This is a genomic window from Sphingomonas phyllosphaerae (assembly GCA_036946405.1).
In the GTDB taxonomy this organism is placed as follows: Bacteria; Pseudomonadota; Alphaproteobacteria; order Sphingomonadales; family Sphingomonadaceae; genus Sphingomonas; species Sphingomonas phyllosphaerae_D.
Genome location: JAQIJC010000001.1, coordinates 1,422,000 through 1,442,957, shown reverse-complemented (window position 1 = coordinate 1,442,957; position 20,958 = coordinate 1,422,000). Strand labels below are relative to the sequence as shown.

Sequence of the window (20,958 nt, the reverse complement as noted above, 5' to 3'; positions counted from 1 at the left end):
CGGTGGGATGGCGCCCCGTCTACCGGGGCCGCTGCAACATCGCCGGGAACGGCGCCTGCGCCGGCCCGGCCGGATCGCGGAGCGCGTTGCGCACCCCCGCGTCGGCACTGAGCGGGATCGCCATCCCGTCGGTCTTCTCCAGCAACGCGAACAATCTGCCGCTCATCCGTTCGGCCAGCTCCTCGTGCCCCGGCCGCGCGATCAGATTGTTCGTCTCGTGCGGGTCGTCGGCAAGGTCGTACAGCTCGTCGATGTCCCAGATGCCGTGGAAGTGCATGTATTTGTAGCGATCCTCCCGCAAGGCATGGACGGTCGGCGTCTGCGGGAAATTGCGCTCCCAGTAATATTCGTAGAGCAACTCTTTCCGCCATGGCGCGTGCGCGTCGCGCGCCAGCGGCAGCGCGTTGCTTCCCGCCATGCCATCCGGCGCGCGCAGCCCCGCCGCCGCCAGCAAGGTCGGCGCGATGTCGATGTTCGCCACCACCTGCTCGACGACGCTACCCGCCGGGAACAGCGCAGGGCAGCGCGCCAGCATCGGGATGCGCATCGACTCCTCATAGGCGGTGCGCTTGTCGATCAGGCCATGCTCGCCGAACATGAAGCCGTTGTCGCCGAGGTACAGGATCAGCGTGTCGTCCAGTTCGCCGCGCTGCTCCAGCAGGTCCATGATCCGCGCCAGCCCTTCGTCGACCGCCAGCAATGTCTCCATGTAGCGCTTGTAGTAATCGCCGATGTCGAGCGTGCCGTGATACGGAAACCCGACCCCGTGCCAGCTGTTGCGCTGGTTCTCGACCCACATCGGCCGCCCCGGCGCGCCGGGCGGCATCGACGCCGGATAGCGGAACGTCTCCTTGTCATACCGGCCCTTGTGGCGCTCGGCCGGAATGAATTCGGAATGCACCGCCTTGTGCGCCAGATGCATCATCCACGGCCGCCCCGCCGGTCGCTTGCCGATCCAGTCGAGCGCGTAATCGGTCAATTCGTCGGTGATATAGCCCTTCTGCGGCACGCGCCGCCCGTCGACGTTCAGCCCGTCGGCGCTGGGCAGATAGCTCCCCTGCCCCCTGAAGCTGACCCAATGGTCGAACCCGGGCTGCGGCGCATCGCCCTCGTCGCCCATATGCCATTTGCCGATGAACGCGGTGTCATAGCCCGCGGCCTGCAGATACTCGGGATAGAAGACCAGCCCCGGCGGAATCGGATGGTTGTTGTCGACCACCTTGTGCTGGTGCGCGTACAGCCCGGTGAAGATCGACGCGCGGCTCGGCGAGCACAAAGCCGTGGTAACGAAGGCGTTGCGGAAATGCGTCCCCTCGCGCGCCAGCCGGTCGAGCGTCGGGGTGTCGCCGAAGTCCTGCGCCTTCATGAACCCCATCGCGTCATAGCGATGGTCGTCGGTCAGCACGACGAGGATGTTGCGCGGCTTCACCCCCGGCAGCTTCGGCAATCGTCGCGAGCGGCGCGGCGCACTCGCCGCCCCCGCCGCCATCGAATAGAGCCCGAACGCCCCGCCGGTCCCGGCCAGCAGCACGCCGCGGCGAGTCGTCTCTTCGCTCATCGTCAGAAATCCTTGCGCAGCAACAGCCCGGCATAGCGCTTGTCGTCGCGCGGCACGAACCGCACCGTGCCTGCGAACGTCCCGTTGGTCAGGAAGCTGGCATAGGGCGTATCGGTGATGTTCTTGACATAGGCGCGCAACTGCCAGCCATCGCCGGGATGGAGCAGCGCGACGCTGGCGTTCCAGATCGCATAGGCCGGCTGGACCGTGTTCGGGGTCTGCGCCAGCGAATATTGCACCTTGCTGCTGAACGTCACGTCGCTTTGCAACTCCAGCGACAGGCTGTCGGTCAGCCCGAAGCGATAGGTCGCGTTCTCGAACAAACGCACCTTCGGCGCATAGGGGAGCGGCTGGCCGTTGATGTTGCAGCTCACCGGCGCACCGACCGGGCAATTGAAGTCGCGCACCGTCGCATCGGTATAGGCCCCCGACAGATCGAAGGTCAGGCCCCTGGTCGGGCGCAACGTCACGTCCGCCTCGACTCCGCGCGACCGCACCGACCCGGCATTGATGAGCCGCGTCACCGGCGCGCCGCCGACCGAGTCGGTGAAGTTTGCCTGATAGCCATCGAAGTCGGTGGTATAGACCGCCACCGCATAGCTGAGCGCGCGGTCGGCGGTGCTGCCCTTGATCCCGCCCTCATAGGAGTTCGACGTCTCCGGGCTCAGCGGCACCTCGTCGAGCAGCGTCGTGGCGTTGAGTGAGCGCATGTTAAAATAGACGTTGTACGCCGGCCCCTTATAGCCGCGCGAATAGGTGAAATACGTCTGCGCATGGTCGCCGAGGTCGAGCTGCAACCCGAGGCGATAGCTGTCGCCGCGCGCATCGGTGCTCCCTTTGGCATTGTGGTAGGCGCGGATACCCGGGCGATCGAGCGACGCCGCCCCGCTGTTGGTCGGGTCGTTGCTCGACGTACGGACATGGGTAAAGTCGAGCGAGTCCCACGTCGATCGATACCCCGCGATCGCGCGGAAATGCTCGGTGAAGTTGACGTTCGCCTCGCCGAACAACGCGTAATTGTGGTTGGTGATGCCGTAATTGGCGACACCGGTGGTCGAGGTCGGCGTCGTCCCCGCCAGCGTCGTCAACGCACGCTGATAGCGCTCGTCGGTCTGCGCGCGCAGATAATAGGCGCCGAGCACATAATCGATCAGCCCGCCGCGCGGCGAGGTCAGCCGCAGCTCCTGCGAGAATTGCCGGCTGTCGACGCTGCCGTTGTCGACGCCCGACGGGAAGGTCGTGGTCAGCTGCGCCAGCCCGTCGTAATCCTGCCGCTGGTGGTTCAGCCATTGCCGCCACGCGCTGATCGAGGTCAGCTGATAATCGCCCAGCGTCAGATCGGCGGTCAGCGAGCCGCCGTAATTCTCGTCGCGGACGTTGGTGTCGACGTCGGTGGCCAGCCGGCGATTGCCCGGCCCGGCGACGATCCCGCGCGCCGTCAGCGCGGCGGCGAGCGGCGCGGAATCGGTGATCGCGCGCGTCGGATAGGCGATCTGCTGCGTCGATTGATAGACGCCCGCCACCGTCTCGCGCGTGTTGAGATAGTCGCCGATCGCGGTCAGCTTCAACGCGTCGAACGGCGTCACCACCAGCTTGCCGCGCGCGCCGTAGCGCCGCGAGCCATTGGCGTCGTGCCCGGTCACGACGTTGCGCAGATTGCCGTCGAAGTCGCTGTAGAGCCCGCCGATCAGCGCCTGCACCTTCCCCGGCACGATCGCGCCCGACACGCCGGCCTTGATGCGATATTCCTGATCGGTGGTCGCGCCCGCCTCGCCGAACGCGTGGAACTCGTCGGTCGGATTGCGCGTGACGATGTTGACCACGCCGGCCGAGGCATTCTTCCCGAACAGTGTCCCCTGTGGTCCGCGCAGCACCTCGATCCGCTCGACCTCGCCCAGATCGAGCGTCGACTGGCCGGGGCGCGTCAGCACCACGCCGTCCAGCACCGTCGACACCGACGGTTCGACACCCGGTGAGGTGGTGATCGTACCGATGCCGCGGATGAACACGGTACGGTCCTTGTTCGACGCCCCGCTGCGGAACCCGACCGACGGGATCGACGCCGCGATCCGCTCGAGATTGTTCAACTGCCGCTCGGCCAGCGACTTGCCGTCGACCGCGGTGATCGCGATCGGCACCTGCTGAAGCGATTCGTTGCGGAAGCGCGCGGTGACGACGACCTCGCCCTCTCCGGCCGGCGGCGTGGCGGGCGTCGCGGTGGATGGCGCGCCCTGCGGCGCGGGCGCGTCCTGTGCGATGGCGGGGGTGGCGAACAGCGAGAGGGCAGTGGTAGCAAGCAGCACAGGCAGGCGTCGATCGATCATCGGGTCCCCTTTCAGATCGCGGCGGACGCTAAAGCCTAGTTCATAGATCGGATATAAAGAAGCACATCGCGCGGACACAGGCCGGCTTTAGGGTGTGATCCCTACCGGCTGAACCATCTCCCGCCGTCACCCCGGACTGGTTCCGGGGTCCACCGTCCCGCAAGAGCAACCGCCCGTGTGCTGGCGGAACGGTGGATGCCGGAACGAGTCCGGTATGGGATGGATCAAACCCTGGCGTCGATTGAGGTCCTGCGGCCCTCGCCCTTGGACAGGGGAGAGGGATAGCGGAGCTTGCCAGCTTGCCAGCTTGCTGGCTAGCGCAGCTTGGGTGAGGGGTCGAGCGAGCCGAAGGCTCGCGCGCTCGCCTGTGCGAGCGCCACCCCTCACCCAGCTCCGACTAAGTCTTTGCTGCGCAAAGACCAAGTCTGCGCAACCCTCTCCCCTCTGCGAGGGGCGAGGGCGGGGAAGGCAACCATAAAGGTCGATCGAAGCGACCGCTGGCCGGTCTACCTATCCGTCTCGACCGGCGTCAGCCGCGGCAACAGCAGCTGGATCCACGCCCACGCCGCCAGATACGCCACGCTGGCGAACAGCAGCAGCGGCAAATACCCAAGCCCCGCCGCCAGCGTCAGCCCCGCGATCTTGGCGATCGCGACCCCACCCATATTGCCGCAGAACGCCCCGAACGCGGTCACGCGCCCGACGCGTTGCTGCGGCACGATGTCGGCGATCATCGCAAAGACGTTGGTCGAGAACGCCTGATGCCCGGCGAGCGCCAGCGCCATCAGCAGCACCGCGACCGGATAGCTGTCCGTTAGCAGCGCGAGCGGGATCGGCGTCACCACCAGCGCCCCGCCCAGCAGCACGCCCTTGCGCACGCGGTTCAGCGATCCGCCACGCCCGAGCAACCGCGTCGGGATCGCGCCGCCCAGCAACGACCCGATCGCCGCGCCGCCATAGGCCAGCGCCAGCGGCACGCCGAGCGCGACCCCCGACAGCCCGAACTGGCGGTGGAAGAAATCGGGCAGCCAGAACAGCAACAGCCACCATGTCGCGTCCGACAGCAATTTGGCGCCCGCGACCGCCCAGGTCCGCCGGTCGCGCAGCATCGGTGCGGAGGGGACCAGCGACGCGGCGTCGGCGACCTTCGGCGCGGCGAAGGCGATCCCGCGCGCCGCGACCAGCCATGCCAGCGCCCACAACAGCCCGGCGACGCCGACCGCGACGAACGTCCCGCGCCATCCCAGCCATAGGCCGAGCAACGGGATCGCAAGCGGGGCGAGGATCGCGCCGAGACTGTTGGCGGCATTGCCGGCGCCGAACCCCGTCGAGCGCCAGCGCGGCGGCAGCACCGCAGTGATCGTCTTGATTCCCGTGGGCGTCCCCATTGACTCGGTCGCGCCCAAGGCGACGCGCACCGTGATGAACTCGGTCATCGAGCGTGCCCAACCGTGCAGCAGCGCCGCGACGCTCCACGCCGCCACGCCGACCGGATTGGCCCAGCGCACGCCGAGCCGGTCCGCGATCCAGCCGCTGAACAGGAAGCCGACCGCCGCCCCGCCCTGGAACCACGCCGCGAGCGTGCCGTAATCGTCGTCGCTCCAGCCGAGATCGATGGCGATCACCGGCTTCAGCACCGCGATCACCTGCCGGTCGACGAGGTTGAGCACGCCCGCGGTAATGACGAGGGCGAACAACAAGCCACGGTGCCGAACGCTCAATTCCGAAACCGTTCTCATGCGATCAGCATGGCCGCGCGGGAAGGACGATCGCGAACAACATTCGCTATCGCGCCGCCAAGCGGCTCACGGCACCAACGGCGCATGATCGATCCGCGGCAAAACGTGACGCGCGAACAGGTCGGCCTCGGCGGCATGCGGATAGCCCGACAGGATGAAGGCATCGATCCCGACGGCGCGATACGCCTGCAACTTGGCGAGCACCTGATCGGGGTCACCGACGATCGCCGCGCCGCAGCCCGAGCGCGCGCGCCCGATCCCGGTCCACAAATTCGCCTCGGCATAGCCGTCGTCCGCACCCTCGCGCAGCTCGGCCTGCCGCCGCACCCCGGCCGATTGCGAATCGAGCGAGCGCGCCCGGATCGCCGCACCGGTCGCGTCGTCCAGTTTGGCCAGCAACCGATCCGCCGCCGCGCGTGCCTCCGCCTCGGTTTCGCGGACGACGACATGCACGCGATAGCCGAAGCGCAGGCTGCGGCCATGCCGCGCGGCGCGCGCGCGCAGATCGGTGACGATCGCCCGCACGCCGTCCATCGTGTCGGGCCACATCAGATAGACGTCCGCGCCCTGCGCCGCCGCCTCGCGCGCCGCCTCGGACAGCCCGCCGAAATAGAAGGACGGACAATGACCCGACACCGTCGTCACGCGCGGTGGATCGAGCTTCAGTTTCCAGAAGTCGCCGTCATGATCGAGCGGCTTGCCGTCCAGCAGCGTGCGCAGGATGTGCATCGCCTCGACGGTGCGCGCATAGCGCGGCGCGCTGTCGAGCGTCTCGCCGGGCAGGTCGCTGGAGATGATGTTGACCGTCAGCCGCCCGCCCAGCATCCGGTCGATCGTCGCGATCTGCCGCGCCAATTGCGGCGGCCAGCTCTCGCCGATCCGCACCGCCATCAACAGCCGCATCCGCCGCAGCAGCGGTGCGATCCCGGCGGCGAAGGCGGTCGTGTCGATCCCCAGCGCATAGCCCGACGGCAACAGGCAATTGTCGTAACCCGCGGTTTCCGCCTGCACCACGATGTCGCGGCAATGCTCCCATGTCGAGCGCAGCGCCGGATCGGGAACGCCCAGAAACTCGTAATCGTCGTCGCACAAGGCGGAGAACCAGCTGATCTCGCACGGTCCCGGGGTCGTCGTCACGGTTTGGCGCTCCATCGCTGTCTGGCGCTGCTCATGACAGCCCGTCGCGGCTGTCGCCAGATGCCCCCGCTTTGGCCCCGTAAAGCTTTGCCCTGTTGTCGAACGCCTGCAATCGGCGGGAAAGCGGCCACCGGCGAAGGACAAGGACCGACGATGACGGCAAAAATCCGGTACGGCGTGGTGGGCACGGGCATGATGGGGGTCGAGCACCTCCGCAACATCGCGCTGCTTCCCGATGCCGAGGTCGTCGCGATCGTCGACCCGGTCGCCACCTCGCTGGGCTGGGCGCGGGACGCGCTGGGCGACCGCGCCGGTGCGGTGGAGAGCTTCGCCGACGTCGCCGCCTTCGCACGCACCGCGCAGGTCGACGCGATCGTCGTCGCCTCTCCCAACCACACGCACCGCGCCGTGCTGGAGCCATTGTTCGGGATGGACGCCGCGATCCTCTGCGAAAAGCCGCTCGCCACCACGCTGGCCGACGCGCGCTGGATCGTCGCGCGCGCCGCCGCGCATCCGCACCCGTTCTGGACCGGGATGGAATATCGCTTCATGCCCCCCGCCGCCGCGTTCATCGAACAGGTCCATGCCGGGCGGGTCGGCACGCTCAGGATGCTTTCGATCCGCGAGCATCGCTTTCCGTTTTTGTCGAAAGTCGGTGACTGGAACCGCTTCTCGCGCAACACCGGGGGGACGATGGTCGAGAAATGCTGCCACTTCTTCGATCTGATGCGCCTTATCATCGGGTCGGAAGCGGTACGCGTCTATTGTTCGGGTGCGACCGACGTGAACCATCGCGACGAACTGTACGATGGGCAGCGCCCCGACATCATCGACAACAGCTTCACCACCGTCGATTTCGCGAACGGCGTCCGCGCGATGCTCGACCTGTCGATGTTCGCGGACGGCGCCGAACACCAGGAAGAAATGTCCGCCACCGGCGATCTGGCGCGGCTCGACGTACTTATTCCGCCCGGAGATCTAATATTTAGCCCCCGTGTCGGGTTCGGTAGCACGAAGCGGGTCGAACGCACCCGGGTCGCCGTCGACCCCGTCGCGCGCGCCGCCGGCAGCCACGAAGGCGCCTCCTTCTACCAGCACCACGCCTTCGCCGCCGCGATCCGCGGCGACGGTGCCGTACAGGTGACCGCCCTCGACGGCCTGCGCGCGGTCGAGATTGGCGTCGCCGCCGAAATCAGCGCGCGCGACCATCGCGTCGTCGAGATCGCGGAGTTGCGCGACCTGCGCTGATCACGAGCGTCGATCGGGAAAAAGTCAGAAATATCAGCGCTGCTTCTTCGCGATCGTGGCGGTAAAGTCCGGGTCCTTCTTCGCCACCCACTCGACGAACTTGCGCACGTTGGGATTGTCCAGCAGCCCGGCGACATCCATGCCATGCCGCTGCAATTCGGAATTGGTGAAATTGGCCGTCAGGGTCTGTTGGCAGATCGCGTGCATCGGCACGACATCGCGCCCGCCACGGCTCTTCGGGACGGGATGATGCCAGACGATCGTCTTGCCGGTCGGTCGGCCACAAAGCCAGCACGGCACCGGCGCGGTCGGAACATCCTCTTCCTGCGGAAGATGATCGTAGGGATCGTATTTCGAACGTCTGGCCATGGCTCGATCCGGATCGGTTGATTGGCCCGGCTGTAGCGAGGCGATGCGCCGCGTCATACGGGAAAGCGGCGCGCTCGCGAAGAAAGCCCGCTCGCGGACGCGCGGAATGACGTCGCTATCTTCCGCTATCCGCTTGCGTCGAAAGCGGAATGCATGATCGCCCTATCGGGAGCCTGGCAGCTTCATACCGAGCAGGACGAGGCGATCGCCGCTGACTCCGAACCAATGCGGTACGGCCGCCGGTATCAGAAGCACGTCACCCGCCCGAAGCGCCCGGGACGTACCGCCCTCGATCCGGTCGCCATCGACCAGCCCTTCCCTGCGGGTGACCGGCGCGATCAGCGTACCGCCCGACAGGAGCGTCCCCGCGCCTTCCAGAACGATGGCGTATTCGGCTTCTGCAGGATGGACCGCCGGTCGCCCCGGCTTTTTCCACACCTCGATCGCCGCGACGCGCGAACCATCGCGGACCAGCGGACGCCATGCAAAGCCTTGATCCGGTTTCATCTCCGCGAGCATCGCGGCGATCTGCGCACGAATGGCAGCGTCGCTCGCAACATCCGTGGATGAACCAGCAGGATGTTCGGCGTCCGCCTGCGCCGTGGCCATTGCGGGAGTTACAAGCTCCGTCCCAAGCGCCAGGAGCAGCGCCATCACGATCCTGCCGCCCGTCATCCGCATCTGCGCCTCGCCCTCCAAAGCCGCACGTTTGCACCAGCGGCTGCTCACGGCAATAGAAGCGCTTGCATTTGCTGGTTTTTCTACGACCATTTTTCTCGGATAGTCGCGGCCGGATCGTGGAGAGAGACATATGCGGGCAGCCCTGATCGCGGCCGCCATGGCCATCGCCGCTTCGCCAGTCGCCGCCGCTGCGCCACCCCGTGCGCAACCAATCGCGTCGCGCGCGTCCACGCGGCTTCACGGCCCGTTCAAATTGCACTCGCGAGTCTATCCCGGCACGGTGCGACGCTATTGGGTGTACGTCCCCGCGGACTACGATCCTGCCCGACCACCGAACCTGCTGGTCTTTCAGGACGGGCAGCGCGCGGTCAATCCGGACGGCACGCTTCGCCTTCCGGCACGGCTGGACGCTCTAATCCGCGAACGCGCCATTCCCTCCACGCTGGGCATCTTCGTAACGCCCGGTCATCGCGCAGCTTCCTACCCACGTGAGCTCGGAATGAGCAATCCCGACCACCGTGTCGAAGAATATGACGCGCTTTCCGACGACTATGCGCGATTGACCCTGGACGAACTGCTGCCGGCCGTCGCGAAGCGCTGGCATTTTACGAGCGACCCGCAACGGCGCGCGATCGGCGGCACCTCCAGCGGCGCGATCGCCGCTTGGACGGTCGCGTGGCGGCATCCCGAGGCGTTCGCAAACGTCCTGAGCTTCATCGGTAGCTACACGTCCATCGGATTAAGGCTCGCCCCGAACGGCAATCCGATCGCTTATGGTGGAGACACTTATCCGGGTCTGATCCGCAAATCGCCGATCAGGCCGCTGCGCATCTATCTCCAGGACGGCCGCAACGACCTCGACAATGAGCACGGCAACTGGTTCCTCGCGAACCAGCAGATGCTGGCGGCGCTCGAATGGGCGAACGCCCATGCTGCGGCGGAAGGAAGCGCCGGGGGTCGGTACGACATCAAGCACGTATGGACCGACGGCACGCATTCCGATGCGGACGCGGGATTGCTGTTACCGGATGCGCTACGCTGGATCTGGCGCGATCAACCTCCGCGGTAGACGGGGGCAGACGCCACGGTGTCTCGTTGACCTTGCGCCGCCCCGAACCGCAAGGTGATGCGCAAACCGGGGCGTGTGTTGACGATCGCCACCGTCGCATCGAGCCGCGACGCGGCCGAGCGGACGATGGCGAGCCCCAGACCGCTTCCCTCGCTGTCGCGCGCGGTTGAAAGGCGGGTGAAACGCTCACCGAGCCGGGCGAGATCGTCCTCGGGCAGACCGGGGCCGTCATCGGCCACCACGATCGTCGCTCCCGTTTCCTCCTCATCGGAAACAGTCAGCATGACATGTCCGCCCGCACGATTATAGCGGATCGCATTGTCGATCAGGTTGGACAGGATCTCGAACAGCAAGGTGCGGTGGCTGGCGATCACGATGTCTTCGGCCCCGTCGAGGTGGATCTCGACGCCCGCCTCGATCGCCTGCGCGATCCGGCGATTGATGACGGCGATCGCCACCTCGCGCAGGTCGACCTGCTCGCGCGGCGGCGCGGAGCCCGCTTCCTCGGCACGCGCCAGCGCCAGCAACTGCTTGACAAGATGCTCGAGCCGATCGGCGGCGTCGGCGATCTCGGCCAGCGCGTCCGGGCTGCCGCGCCGCGCCAGCGCGACCTGAACCTTCAACACCGCCAGTGGCGTCCGCATCTGGTGCGAGGCATCGGCGGTGAAGCGCCGCATCCCCGCCGTTGCGCTGTCCAGCCGCGCGAGAAGATGGTCGAAGGCGTCGGCGAGCGGGCGAAGCTCGACCGGCAGTGGCCCGGTATCGAGTGGCGACAGGTCCGGCGTTGCACGCGTGTCGCGGCGCGCCACCGCGCCACGCAGCCCCGCGAGCGGGCGCAGGCTCCAGGCCAACGCCGGGCGGATCAACAGCATCGCGACGCCAACCAGCAGGATTTCGCCCAGCACCAGCGCGGTCACCAGCCGGCGTTGCAGGGCGTGCCGACCATCGAGCGTTTCGGCCACCTGCACGATCACGGGCGCGTCGATGCGCGGCAGCGATCGCCGGACCTCGGCGACCCGGATCGCTTGATCGCGGTAGCGCGCGAAGCGGAAGCGCGGCTGGTCGAGCGCCAGCTCGCCGATGATCGGCGCGGGCAGGTCGACATAACCCGTCAGCAGCCGCCCGCCAACGGCGATGCGGTAATAGACGTTGTCGCGCTCACTGTTCTCCAGCATCCCGAACGCCGCCGCGGGCAGATCGAGCGTCACCTCGCCGCGTTCGACCTGCACCGTCTCGGCGACCGCCCCCAGCGCACCGCCGAGCACGCGATCGTTGGTCCGCCGGACCACGTCGGCGATCAAGGTGGCACCCGCCAGCCCCAGCAGCACCGCGATCGCGAGCAGCGGCGCCAGCATCGCGACGAAAAGGCGGGTGCGAAGCGCCAGCGCACCGCCGCGCGCGCCCTCAACGGGCATCGAGCATATAGCCGACCCCGCGCACCGTGCGGATCGCCGGGCCGTCGGGGGCCAGCTTTCCGCGCAGCCGCGTGATGTTCACCTCGATCGCATTGGGACCGACCGGCTCGTCATAGCCGAACACCTCGGATTGCAGCGTCTCGCGTGGAACGATCTGACCGGCGCGCGTCGCCAGCGCATCGAGCACCGCCCACTCGCGACGTCGCAGATCGAGCGTCCGCTCCCCGACCCGCGCCACGCCGCCCGAACGATCGAGCACCAGCGCGCCGACGACCAGCTCGGGCGTGGGATCGCCACCGCGCCGTCGCCCTAGCGCGCGGATACGCGCCTCGAGCTCTTCCGGGGCGAACGGCTTGCGCAGATAATCGTCCGCGCCAAGGTCGAGGCCGCGTACCCGGTCGTCCAGCGCATCGCGCGCGGTCAGCATCATCACCGGAACGCGATTGCCGCGCCGCCGGAGCGTCTGGAGGACCGAAAAGCCGTCGACATCGGGCAAGCCGACATCGAGCACCACCAGCGCATAGGCCTCTGCCGCGGCGACCAGCAGCGCATCCTCGCCGGTGGCGACATGATCGACGGCGTGCCCGGCGGCGCGCAACAGCGCGACGATCCCGCGCGCCAGCGCCGCATCGTCCTCGACGATCAGAATTCGCATGGCACGGCGCATCCGTGAAAGGCGGATGACAGCTTGCGGGCATAATCCATGTGATTGAGCTTACCCGAACTCAGAGGCGGGAAGCGAGAGGACCTGAACGATGCGGACGTTAATTCTGTCGATGCTGATGTTGAGCGCCGCTGCGACCGCGCGCGCCGATGCACAGCGTCCGGCAGCCTATCCCCGCTCCTACGACACGCTGGTCGCGGACGCCCGCGCCGAGCGCGGGGTGCGTGTGTACGGTAACGCCGACACCGCCGCGATGCGCCCGCTGATCGCCGCCTTTCACCGTGCCTATCCCGGCGTCGCGGTGCGGTACGAGGATCTGGAGTCGCGCACGATCTACGACCGCGTCGTCGCCGAGACCCGCGCCCACGCCGCTGGCGCCGACCTGATCTGGTCCTCGGCCATGGACCTGCAGGCCAAGCTCATCAACGACGGCTACGCACAAAGCTATCTCAGCCCCGAAAAGCCCGCGCTGCCGGCGGCGGCGGTGTGGAAGAACATGGGCTATGGCGTCACCGCCGAGCCGGTCGGCTTCGTCGTCAACCGTCGCCTCATCCCAGACGCGCAGGTGCCGCGCACGCATGAGGCGTTCGAACGCCTGCTGCGCACCCGTCGCGCGCAGTTGACGGGCAAGGTCGCGACCTATGACCCTGCGCGGTCCAACGTCGGCTACCTCTATCTGACCGAGGATCATGCGATCACCCGCGATACCCGCTCGCTGGTGCAGGCGATCGCCGCGACCCGGCCGCTGCTGTCGCGCACGACCGAGCCGATGCTCGACGCGGTTTCGACGGGGCGCATCGCGATCGCCTACAATGTCGTCGGCCCCTATGCGCTGACCCGGGCGCGGCGCGATCCGAACATCCGGGTGGTGTTCCCGCGCGACTATACGATCGTCGCCTCGCGCGTCGCCTTCATCGCCCGCGATGCGCGCCACCCGGCGGCGGCGCGGCTGTTCCTCGATTTCCTGCTGTCGCGCACCGGACAGACGTTGCTCGCACGGCAATGGCTGTTGCCGGTGCGCAGCGACGTCCGCGCGCCGCGGCTGTCCCCCGAACAACAGCGCCCGATCCGCGTCGGGCCGCAGCTTCTCGTCAATCTCGACACGATCAAGCGCCGCCGCTTCCTGGCCGAATGGCGCGCCACTCTTGCTCAGGAGGCTCCCGACCGATGATCCCGATCCGAACCGCCACCGCGCTCGTCGCGCTGCTCGCCGCCACGCCCGCGCTCGCCCAGACGCCGACCAGCGAGGAACTTGCCGCGCTCGTCCGCCAGCAGGCCGCCGAGATCGCGGCGTTACGGGCACGGCTCGACCGGCTGGAGGGCGCCACGGCCACCGCGAGCCCGACGGCGACCGTCAGCACCGCGCCCGTCCCGACAGCCGCTCCCGCTCCTGCTCCGCAGCTGGCGCAATCCGGGTCGACCGCGCGCGACGTCGTCACCCGCCCCTTCGCGCCGCAGCTCGTCCCGCCCGGGCCGGCCGACCGCGACGTGGTGCAGGCGCAACAGGCCAACGCGGCCGGCGTGACGACCGAATGGGGCGCGGGTCTGCCGGTCTTCCATTCGGCCGACGGCATCTACACCTTCAAGCCGCGCGGGCGCATCCTGACCGACGTCAGCTCCACGTTCGGATCGAAGTATAACGGCCGCAACATCACCACCACCGGCATGCGCGCCTTGCGCCTCGGCCTCGAAGGTGGCGTGGGGACGCACTTCTTCTACCAGTTCGAATCCGACTTCTCGGAGAACGAGGTCGACATCGTCACCGCGTTCATCGGCTGGCGCAACCGCATCCGGCCCGGCCTCGATTACGACGTGCGCGCCGGGCATCTGTTCAACGATCGCGGCTTCGAAGGGTCGACCGGGTCGGATTCGACGCCGTTCATGGAACGTACCGTCGTCTCCACCGCGATCATCCCGCAGCGTGGCTTCTACGGTGTCGGTATCATGCCGCGCGTGTTCTGGAAGTCGGGCCATGCCTCGCTGACGCTGACCGGGGACCGGATCGACGGCAATCAGGCGACCAACGACAGCCGCACGATGCTCGCGCGGGCGCACTGGAACCCCATCAAGTCGGAGCGCTCGGTGCTGCACGTCGGGCTCTGGGGCTTCGACGAAGCGCTGTCTTCGGCGGCGACGACGCTGACCCGCAACACGGTGATCGGCGGCCGCTTCAACGGCGCGCTGCGCGTCTCGACCGGCGCGCTGCTCGGCGGACGCAGCACCACCGGTTACGGTGCCGAACTGGGCGGCTATATCGGCCCGGTCTGGCTGATGGGTGAAGCCGGCGAACGCCGCGCGCGGCTCGATGCCGGACGGCCGGACTTCGTCAGCAAGGCGTGGAGCGTGTCGGGTGGCTGGTTCCTCACCGGCGATCTGCCGCCGTACAATCCGCGCCTCGGCAGCTTCGGCCAGCCGCGCGTCCTGAAGCCGATCTTCGAAGGCGGACCGGGCGCGATCGAGCTGACCGCGCGCTACGAAAACCTCGATTACACCAGCCTGCTTACCGGCGGGCGTGGCTGGGCCGCGACGGTCGGCGCCAACTGGTATCTCAACAGCTTCACCCGTCTCCAGTTCAACTGGGTCCATTGGGACACCGACAATCGCGCCGGCGCCTTCGTCGGCGACGACAGTGGTGAGACGATCGGCACCCGCATCGCCGTCACCTTTTGAACACCCCCTTTCTCCCTCACGGAGCATCCCTCGATGGATCTTGCCCTGCTCGGCTTCCTGATGGTCGCCACCTTCATGACGCTCATCATGACCAAGCGGATGACTCCGTTGGTCGCGCTGATCGTCGTACCGACCGCGTTCGCGCTGCTCGCCGGCTTCGCCTCCGGGCTCGGCGACATGATGATCGACGGCATCAAGAATCTCGCGCCGACCGGCGTGATGCTGTTGTTCGCGATCCTGTTCTTCTCGATCATGACCGATACGGGGCTGTTCGATCCACTGGTCAACCGGTTGCTGCGCATCGTCCATGGCGATCCGCTGGCGATCCTGATCGGCACGGTGGTGCTGTGCGCGATCGTCAGCCTCGATGGTGACGGGTCGACGACCTACATCATCACCATCGCCGCGCTGCTGCCGCTCTACAAGCGGTATGACATGAACCGGCTCTATCTGTGCTGCCTGCTGATGAGCACCAGCGGGATCATGAACCTGACCCCCTGGGGCGGACCGACCGCGCGCGCCGCCAGTGCGCTGAAGCTCGATCCCGCCACGCTGTTCCTGCCGCTGATCCCCGGCATGATCGCCGGGCTGGCCTTCCTCATCGGCCTGGCGATCTGGTTCGGGCGGAAGGAGCGCCGCCGCATCGGTCATGTGAAGGCCAATGAGCCGACCGCCTTCACCGGCATGGCCGTGTCGCAGTTCCCCGAGGCACGCCGTCCGCACCTGCGCTGGTTCAACGGCGCGCTGACGCTCGCGCTGATCGCGGGGCTGGTGTCGGGCATCCTGCCGCTGTCGGTGCTGATGATGCTGGCCTTCGCGGTCGCGATGATCGTCAACTATCCGCAGGTGGCGGAACAGAAGGAGCGGATCGCCGCCCATGCCGGCAATGTCCTGTCGGTCGTCTCGCTGATCTTCGCGGCGGGTATCTTCACCGGCATCCTGTCGGGCACCGGCATGGTCGAGGCGATGAGCAAGGAAGTCGTCGGCTTCATCCCGCCGGTGCTCGGGCCGTACATGGCGCCGATCACCGCGCTGCTCAGCCTGCCGTTCACCTTCTTCATCTCCAATGACGCCTTCTACTTCGGGATGCTGCCGATCCTCGCCGAGGCGGGTGCGCACTATGGCGTCTCGCCGATGGCGATCGCGCGCGCCTCGCTGATGGGGCAACCGGTGCACCTGCTCAGCCCGCTGGTGCCGTCGACCTATCTGCTGGTCAGCCTCGCAGGCATCGACCTCGCCGATCACCAGCGCTTCACGCTGGTGCCCGCCGCGGTCGTGTGCGCCGTGATGACGCTGGTCGGCATGGCCGTGCTCGCCTTTCCGCTGATCGCCTGAGACGGCCGCCGCTCACCCCCTCTCACGGGAGACATCGCCATGACCCGCAACGCACCGCCCCTGATCCTGCTTCCGGCCATGGGGTGTGACGGCCAGCTCTGGGCGCGACAGATCGTCGACCTCAGCGACATTACGCACCCGATGCTGGGCGACCTGAGCGTCGACGATACGCTTGAGGCGATGGCGGCGCGGGTGCTGGCGCATGCGCCGCCGCGTTTCGCGGTCGCGGGGGTCAGCCTCGGCGGCTATGTGGCGCTCGAAATCATCCGTCAGGCGCCTGACCGGGTGCAACAGGTGGCGCTGTTCGGCACCCGCGCCTCGATGCAGATGCGTCCGCGTGCGGTCGCGGATCAGGGATTGCTGGCGACCGCCCCGCACGCCGACCCGACGCTGACCCCGATCGTCAGCGGCCCCGTTCAGGCCATGGCCGAGCGCGTCGGCGCGGCGGTGTTCGAACGGCAGCAGCGTGCCATCCTCGCCCGGCCCGACATCGATCCCGCGATCGCCGCGGTGCGCGTGCCGACGCTGGTGGCGGTGGGCGATCGCGATCGCATCTGCCTCCCCTCCGACGCCCGTGCGCTCTGCGATCGTATTCCCGGCGCCCGCTTTCACGAGATCCGCAGTTGCGGCCATCTGGCCCCGATCGAACGTCCCGGCGAGGTCACGATGCTCCTGCAGGAACTGTTGCAAAGCTGAGGGCGTCGGCATGGCGGCCGTGCTCCCCGCGCATGGCGAAGAGGCTTCAAGGCCTTGAAAAGACGATGCCCGGAACCATCTTACCGTCAACGTCAACAACGGGAAGGAGGTGGTCGAATGTCTCATTGTCACACGCCGGCATCGGCGAAGGGTGAGCGGATGATCGCTTCTGAGGGTCGTGTCCTCGCCTGAACAATCGCCGGCTCCGGCCGACAATGGAAGGGCCGCTCCTGACGGGGCGGCCCTTCGCTTTATGGGCGCGCCGGATGCGTGATCTCTTCGATGCCCCGCTTCTTGCCGGCCTCGCAGCGGCAGACGACGTCGTCACGGCGGCCGAGGAACGCGACCTCGCTGCGGCGATCGATGCGCTGAACCTGTTGCCGTTCCGGTTCCAGGGCTGGGAAGGCAAACGGCTGACCCACAGCTTCGGCATCCACTATGATTTCGACAAGGGCGCGCTCGCCGCGACCGATCCGCTACCCGAATGGCTGGCACAAATCCGTGATCGTGCCGAGCGCTTCGCCGGTCTCGAACCCGGCACCCTGCAACAGGCGCTGCTCATCCGCTACGATCCGGGTGCCGGGATCGGCTGGCATCGCGATCGGCCACACTTCGAGCATGTGGTCGGGATCTCCCTGGGTGCGGCGGCGGCGATGCGGTTTCGTCGCCGTTCGGACACCGGTTTCGCACGCCGCACCTTGCCGCTGCCCGCGCGCGGCATCTATCACCTTCATGGCGAAGCGCGGTACGCGTGGGAGCACAGCATCGCGCCAATGGAGGCGACACGCTGGTCGATCACGCTGCGCAGTCTGTCCGAACGCGGCCGAAAGGCTATGGGACGGCCATGAGCCACATGCCGCACCGGGCGATCGATACGCCGGACTTCGTCGTCATCGACGTCGAGACCGCCTGCTCGCGCGTCAGCAGCATTTGTCAGGTCGGCATCGTCGGCTTCCGCGATGGGCGCGAGCTGTTCGCGTGGGAGACGCTGCTCGATCCCTGTGACGAATTCCATCCGATGAACAGCCGCATTCATGGCATCGCCGCGCATCACGTCATCGGTCAGCCGACCTTCGCGCATGTCCATGCCGTGATCGACCGGCATCTGTCCGGCGCGGTCACGGTGGCGCACTCGATGTTCGACAAGGGCGCGCTGGCGGCGGCGTGCCAAATGCACGGCTGTGCCGAGATCGAGACCATATGGCTGGACAGCGTTCGCGTTGCGAAACGCGCATGGCCCGATCTGCCCAACCACAAGCTCGGCGGCCTCGCCCGCTTCCTGGGCGTCGAACACCGCCATCATGACGCGCTGAGCGATGCGCGTGCCGCGGGATGGGTGATCGTGCGGGCCATCGAACATACGGGCATGTCGCTCGGCGACTGGATGGCACCTCCCCTGCCCGCCGGTCCGGCCCCGCTGGCTGCGTCCTCCGGGCCGTTGATCGGGGAGCGCGTGGTCATCGTCGGCGAACCACGCGACGGCCCGACGGCGCATGCCATCGCCGCCGCGGGCGGGGTCGTCCGAAGCTCGATCGGCCGCACGACCACGTTGGTGGTGATCGGCGGCGATCCGCGCTACGAAGCCTGGCTGCGCACCGATCCGAAAGTGCGGAAGGCCGAACAGGCGATCGCCGCAGGTCAGCCTCTCGCCATCGTCACCGCCCGCTCGCTGTCTGCGCTGCTCGCCTGACCTCCTCCGGATGTCGCTATCGCGTCCGTTTCGCCGTGCTCAGCGAGAACGGCGCCTGCTCTGGCCGGGCACCCCATGCCTTGTTCGGCGTGGCGCCCATCGTGAAGCGCAGCGTGCCGCCGGCCTGCAGCTCCTCGCGCGCCAGCCACGGGCGATCGTGCGAGATGCCGTTCAGCGTCGCCGATTGGATGTAGACGTTGTCGCGACCATTGCCCGGAGCCTCGATCGTCAGGACCTTGCCGCCGAGCATCGTGACGCGCGCGCGTCGGAATAGCGGGCTCCCGATCGCATATTGCCCGACCGTCGGCGTGACCGGATAGAAGCCCAGCGCCGAGAAGACGTACCACGCGGAGGTCTGGCCGTTGTCCTCGTCGCCCGGGTAGCCATCGGGCGCCGACGAGTAGAGCTTGCGCATCACCTCGCGCGCATGGAATTGCGCCTTCCACGGCGCGCCGGCCCAGTCGTACAGATAGATCATGTGCTGGATCGGCTGGTTGCCGTGCGCATATTGGCCCATGTCGACGATCTGCATCTCGCGGATTTCGTGAATGACCTGCCCGTAATAGCTGTCGTCGAAGATCGGCGGCGTCGAAAACACCGCGTCGAGCCGTGCGACGAACTTCTCGCGGCCGCCCATCAGGTCGATCAGTCCCTGTACGTCCTGCATCACCGACCAGCTGTAATGGACCGAATTGCCCTCGGTGAACGCGTCGCCCCATTTGTACGGATTGAACGGCGTCGCCCATGATCCGTCGCGGTTGCGCCCGCGCATCCAGCCGCTCCGGCTATCGAAGAGCTTGCGGTAATTCTGCGCCTGCGCCGCATATTTGCGCGCATCGTCGGTCTTGCCGAGCGCGGCGGCCAGCCGCGAGAGCGAGAAGTCGGCGGTGGCATATTCCAGCGTTCGCGCCGCATTCTCGTTGATACCGACATCGTACGGAACGTAGCCGAGCTGGTTGTACAGTTCGACGCCTTCCCGCCCGACCGCGCTCAGCACCTTGCCCTTGGCGTCGCGCGGGCGACCTTGCGACGTCGTCGCGTTCTTGACCATCGCTTCGTAAAGCGTGTTGACGTCGAAGCCTCGGACGCCGTTCAGCCACGCATCGGCGATCAGGTTGGCCGAGTTCGATCCGATCATCACGCTGCGATGCCCGGGGCTCGCCCATTCCGGCAGCCAGCCCGATTCCTTGTAGGTGTTGACCAGCCCCTGCATGATCTCGCCGTCACGCTCGGGATACATCAGTGCGAAGAAGGGGAACACCGCGCGCCACGTGTCCCAGAAGCCGTTGTCGGTATAAAGCGGCCCGGCGTGCACCTGTCCGTCATAGGGACTGTAATGGACCTGCTGCCCGCGTGCGTCGATCTCATGGAACTGTCGCGGAAACTGCAACATGCGCCAGAACGCCGAGTAGAAGGTCCGGCGATTGTCGATGTCCGGATCGTCGATTTGGATCCGGTCCAGCTCGCGCGTCCAGGCCGCTTTCGCCCTGGCCTGTGTCGCCTCGAACGTCTCGCGCCCGATCTCGCGATCGAGATTGCGCTGCGCCTGTTCCGCGCTGATGAACGACGAGGCGACGCGCACCGCCACCTGCTCGCCCGCCCGCGTCGCGAAGCTGACCACCGCGCCGACGTGATCGCCCTCCGCGCTGCGCGCATTCGTCACCTTGCCCGCACCGTCGAAGGTACGCGTGACCGTGAAGTCGCGGTCGAACTCGGCGACGAACCAGTTGCGGAAATTGGCGGGCACGCCGCCATGATTGTTGCGGACATAGCCGGTGATCCGCCGCCGAGACGGGTCGATCGCCACCATCGACCCGCCCGCATAGCCGTCCAGCAGCACATGCGCCTGCGCGGTCTTCGGAAAGGTAAAGTGGAACTGCGCGGCGCGTTCGGTCGGTGCGACTTCGGCGGTCACGTCATAGTCCGCGAGATACACCTTGTAGCCGTAGGCGGTGCTGACCTCCGCCTTGTGGCTGAACCACGATGCGCGATCGGCTTCCTTCACCTTCAGCGCGCCGGTCATCGGCAGCAGCGCGAAGGCGGCGTAATCGTTCATCCACGGGCTTGGCTGGTGGGTCTGCTTGATGCCGTTGATGCGATGCGCGCTATAGGTATAACCCCAACCATCGCCCATCTTGCCGGTCACCGGCGTCCACGCGTTCATTCCGAACGGCAGCGCGATCGCAGGATAGGTGTTGCCGTACGACAGCTCGTAGCTGGAATCGGTGCCCATCAACGGATTGACCAGATCGATCGCCGCCGCCGGCGCGTCCTGCGCACCGCTCGTCGCCGGGGTCGCGATCATCGCCCCCGCGCACAACGCCGCGATCCCCTTGCGCGTCAGCTTCCTGCTCAAGACTGTT

17 protein-coding genes are annotated in these 20,958 nt (G+C 67.3%); 8 read left to right on the top strand and 9 right to left on the bottom strand.

The window, feature by feature from the left end; translation table 11 throughout:
* Positions 1-19 precede the first annotated feature (19 nt).
* The 4 genes from PGN12_06930 to PGN12_06915 all read right to left on the bottom strand — a co-directional run bounded on the left by PGN12_06930 (position 20) and on the right by PGN12_06915 (position 6,758).
* On the bottom strand, positions 20-1,558 hold the full coding sequence (locus tag PGN12_06930) for a sulfatase (GenBank protein ID MEH3103624.1): 1,539 nt from the start codon (positions 1,556-1,558) through the stop codon (positions 20-22).
* 2 nt (positions 1,559-1,560) lie between these two features.
* Positions 1,561-3,882 carry a TonB-dependent receptor gene (locus tag PGN12_06925; protein MEH3103623.1) on the bottom strand — a complete coding sequence of 774 codons (2,322 nt, stop codon included), beginning with the start codon at positions 3,880-3,882 and terminating at the stop codon, positions 1,561-1,563.
* A gap of 506 nt (positions 3,883-4,388) precedes the next feature.
* Positions 4,389-5,582 carry an MFS transporter gene (locus tag PGN12_06920; GenBank protein ID MEH3103622.1) on the bottom strand — a complete coding sequence of 398 codons (1,194 nt, stop codon included), beginning with the start codon at positions 5,580-5,582 and terminating at the stop codon, positions 4,389-4,391.
* Positions 5,583-5,687: 105 nt separating this feature from the next.
* Positions 5,688-6,758 (bottom strand): LLM class flavin-dependent oxidoreductase, encoded by a 1,071-nt coding sequence (locus PGN12_06915; GenBank protein ID MEH3103621.1) that lies wholly within the window; start codon positions 6,756-6,758, stop codon positions 5,688-5,690.
* Positions 6,759-6,911: 153 nt separating this feature from the next.
* Here PGN12_06915 and PGN12_06910 point away from each other — a divergent pair, with 153 nt between their 5' ends.
* Complete coding sequence (locus PGN12_06910; protein MEH3103620.1) at positions 6,912-8,006, top strand: Gfo/Idh/MocA family oxidoreductase; 1,095 nt, start codon at positions 6,912-6,914, stop codon at positions 8,004-8,006.
* A 33-nt stretch (positions 8,007-8,039) separates the two neighbouring features.
* Here PGN12_06910 and PGN12_06905 read toward each other — a convergent pair whose 3' ends face one another.
* Together PGN12_06905 and PGN12_06900 are read right to left on the bottom strand one after the other, a co-directional pair.
* Positions 8,040-8,375 (bottom strand): hypothetical protein, encoded by a 336-nt coding sequence (locus PGN12_06905; protein ID MEH3103619.1) that lies wholly within the window; start codon positions 8,373-8,375, stop codon positions 8,040-8,042.
* 162 nt (positions 8,376-8,537) lie between these two features.
* Positions 8,538-9,221, bottom strand: a complete 684-nt coding sequence (locus tag PGN12_06900; protein MEH3103618.1) for a cupin domain-containing protein — start codon at positions 9,219-9,221, stop codon at positions 8,538-8,540.
* Between PGN12_06900 and PGN12_06895 the strand changes: the two genes are divergently transcribed.
* The gene (locus tag PGN12_06895; protein MEH3103617.1) at positions 9,214-10,125 is read left to right on the top strand and encodes an alpha/beta hydrolase-fold protein; all 912 of its coding nucleotides are present in this window, start codon (positions 9,214-9,216) and stop codon (positions 10,123-10,125) included. The genes PGN12_06900 and PGN12_06895 overlap by 8 nt on opposite strands.
* Here the strand turns inward: PGN12_06895 and PGN12_06890 are convergent.
* Entirely contained in the window at positions 10,110-11,540 is a 1,431-nt protein-coding gene (locus PGN12_06890) for a sensor histidine kinase N-terminal domain-containing protein (protein ID MEH3103616.1), read from the bottom strand. The two genes, PGN12_06895 and PGN12_06890, sit on opposite strands and share 16 nt — an antisense overlap.
* Entirely contained in the window at positions 11,530-12,195 is a 666-nt protein-coding gene (locus PGN12_06885; protein MEH3103615.1) for a response regulator transcription factor, read from the bottom strand. The genes PGN12_06890 and PGN12_06885 overlap by 11 nt, the downstream gene beginning before the upstream one ends.
* A 100-nt stretch (positions 12,196-12,295) precedes the next feature.
* On the opposite strand from PGN12_06885, the gene PGN12_06880 reads away from it, so the two are divergent.
* From PGN12_06880 to PGN12_06855, 6 genes are all read left to right on the top strand, one after another.
* The gene (locus PGN12_06880) at positions 12,296-13,375 is read left to right on the top strand and encodes an ABC transporter substrate-binding protein (protein ID MEH3103614.1); all 1,080 of its coding nucleotides are present in this window, start codon (positions 12,296-12,298) and stop codon (positions 13,373-13,375) included.
* On the top strand, positions 13,372-14,874 hold the full coding sequence (locus PGN12_06875) for a porin (GenBank protein MEH3103613.1): 1,503 nt from the start codon (positions 13,372-13,374) through the stop codon (positions 14,872-14,874). The genes PGN12_06880 and PGN12_06875 overlap by 4 nt, the downstream gene beginning before the upstream one ends.
* 33 nt (positions 14,875-14,907) lie before the next feature.
* On the top strand, positions 14,908-16,209 hold the full coding sequence (locus PGN12_06870; GenBank protein MEH3103612.1) for a CitMHS family transporter: 1,302 nt from the start codon (positions 14,908-14,910) through the stop codon (positions 16,207-16,209).
* Between the two features lie 39 nt (positions 16,210-16,248).
* A complete protein-coding gene (locus tag PGN12_06865) occupies positions 16,249-16,905 on the top strand; it encodes an alpha/beta fold hydrolase (GenBank protein MEH3103611.1) in 657 nt (218 codons plus the stop codon).
* Between the two features lie 266 nt (positions 16,906-17,171).
* The gene (locus PGN12_06860; GenBank protein ID MEH3103610.1) at positions 17,172-17,753 is read left to right on the top strand and encodes an alpha-ketoglutarate-dependent dioxygenase AlkB; all 582 of its coding nucleotides are present in this window, start codon (positions 17,172-17,174) and stop codon (positions 17,751-17,753) included.
* Positions 17,750-18,595 carry an exonuclease domain-containing protein gene (locus PGN12_06855; GenBank protein ID MEH3103609.1) on the top strand — a complete coding sequence of 282 codons (846 nt, stop codon included), beginning with the start codon at positions 17,750-17,752 and terminating at the stop codon, positions 18,593-18,595. The genes PGN12_06860 and PGN12_06855 overlap by 4 nt, the downstream gene beginning before the upstream one ends.
* A gap of 16 nt (positions 18,596-18,611) precedes the next feature.
* On the opposite strand, the gene PGN12_06850 is transcribed toward PGN12_06855, so the two are convergent.
* Positions 18,612-20,951 (bottom strand): GH92 family glycosyl hydrolase, encoded by a 2,340-nt coding sequence (locus tag PGN12_06850; protein ID MEH3103608.1) that lies wholly within the window; start codon positions 20,949-20,951, stop codon positions 18,612-18,614.
* Positions 20,952-20,958 lie beyond the last annotated feature (7 nt).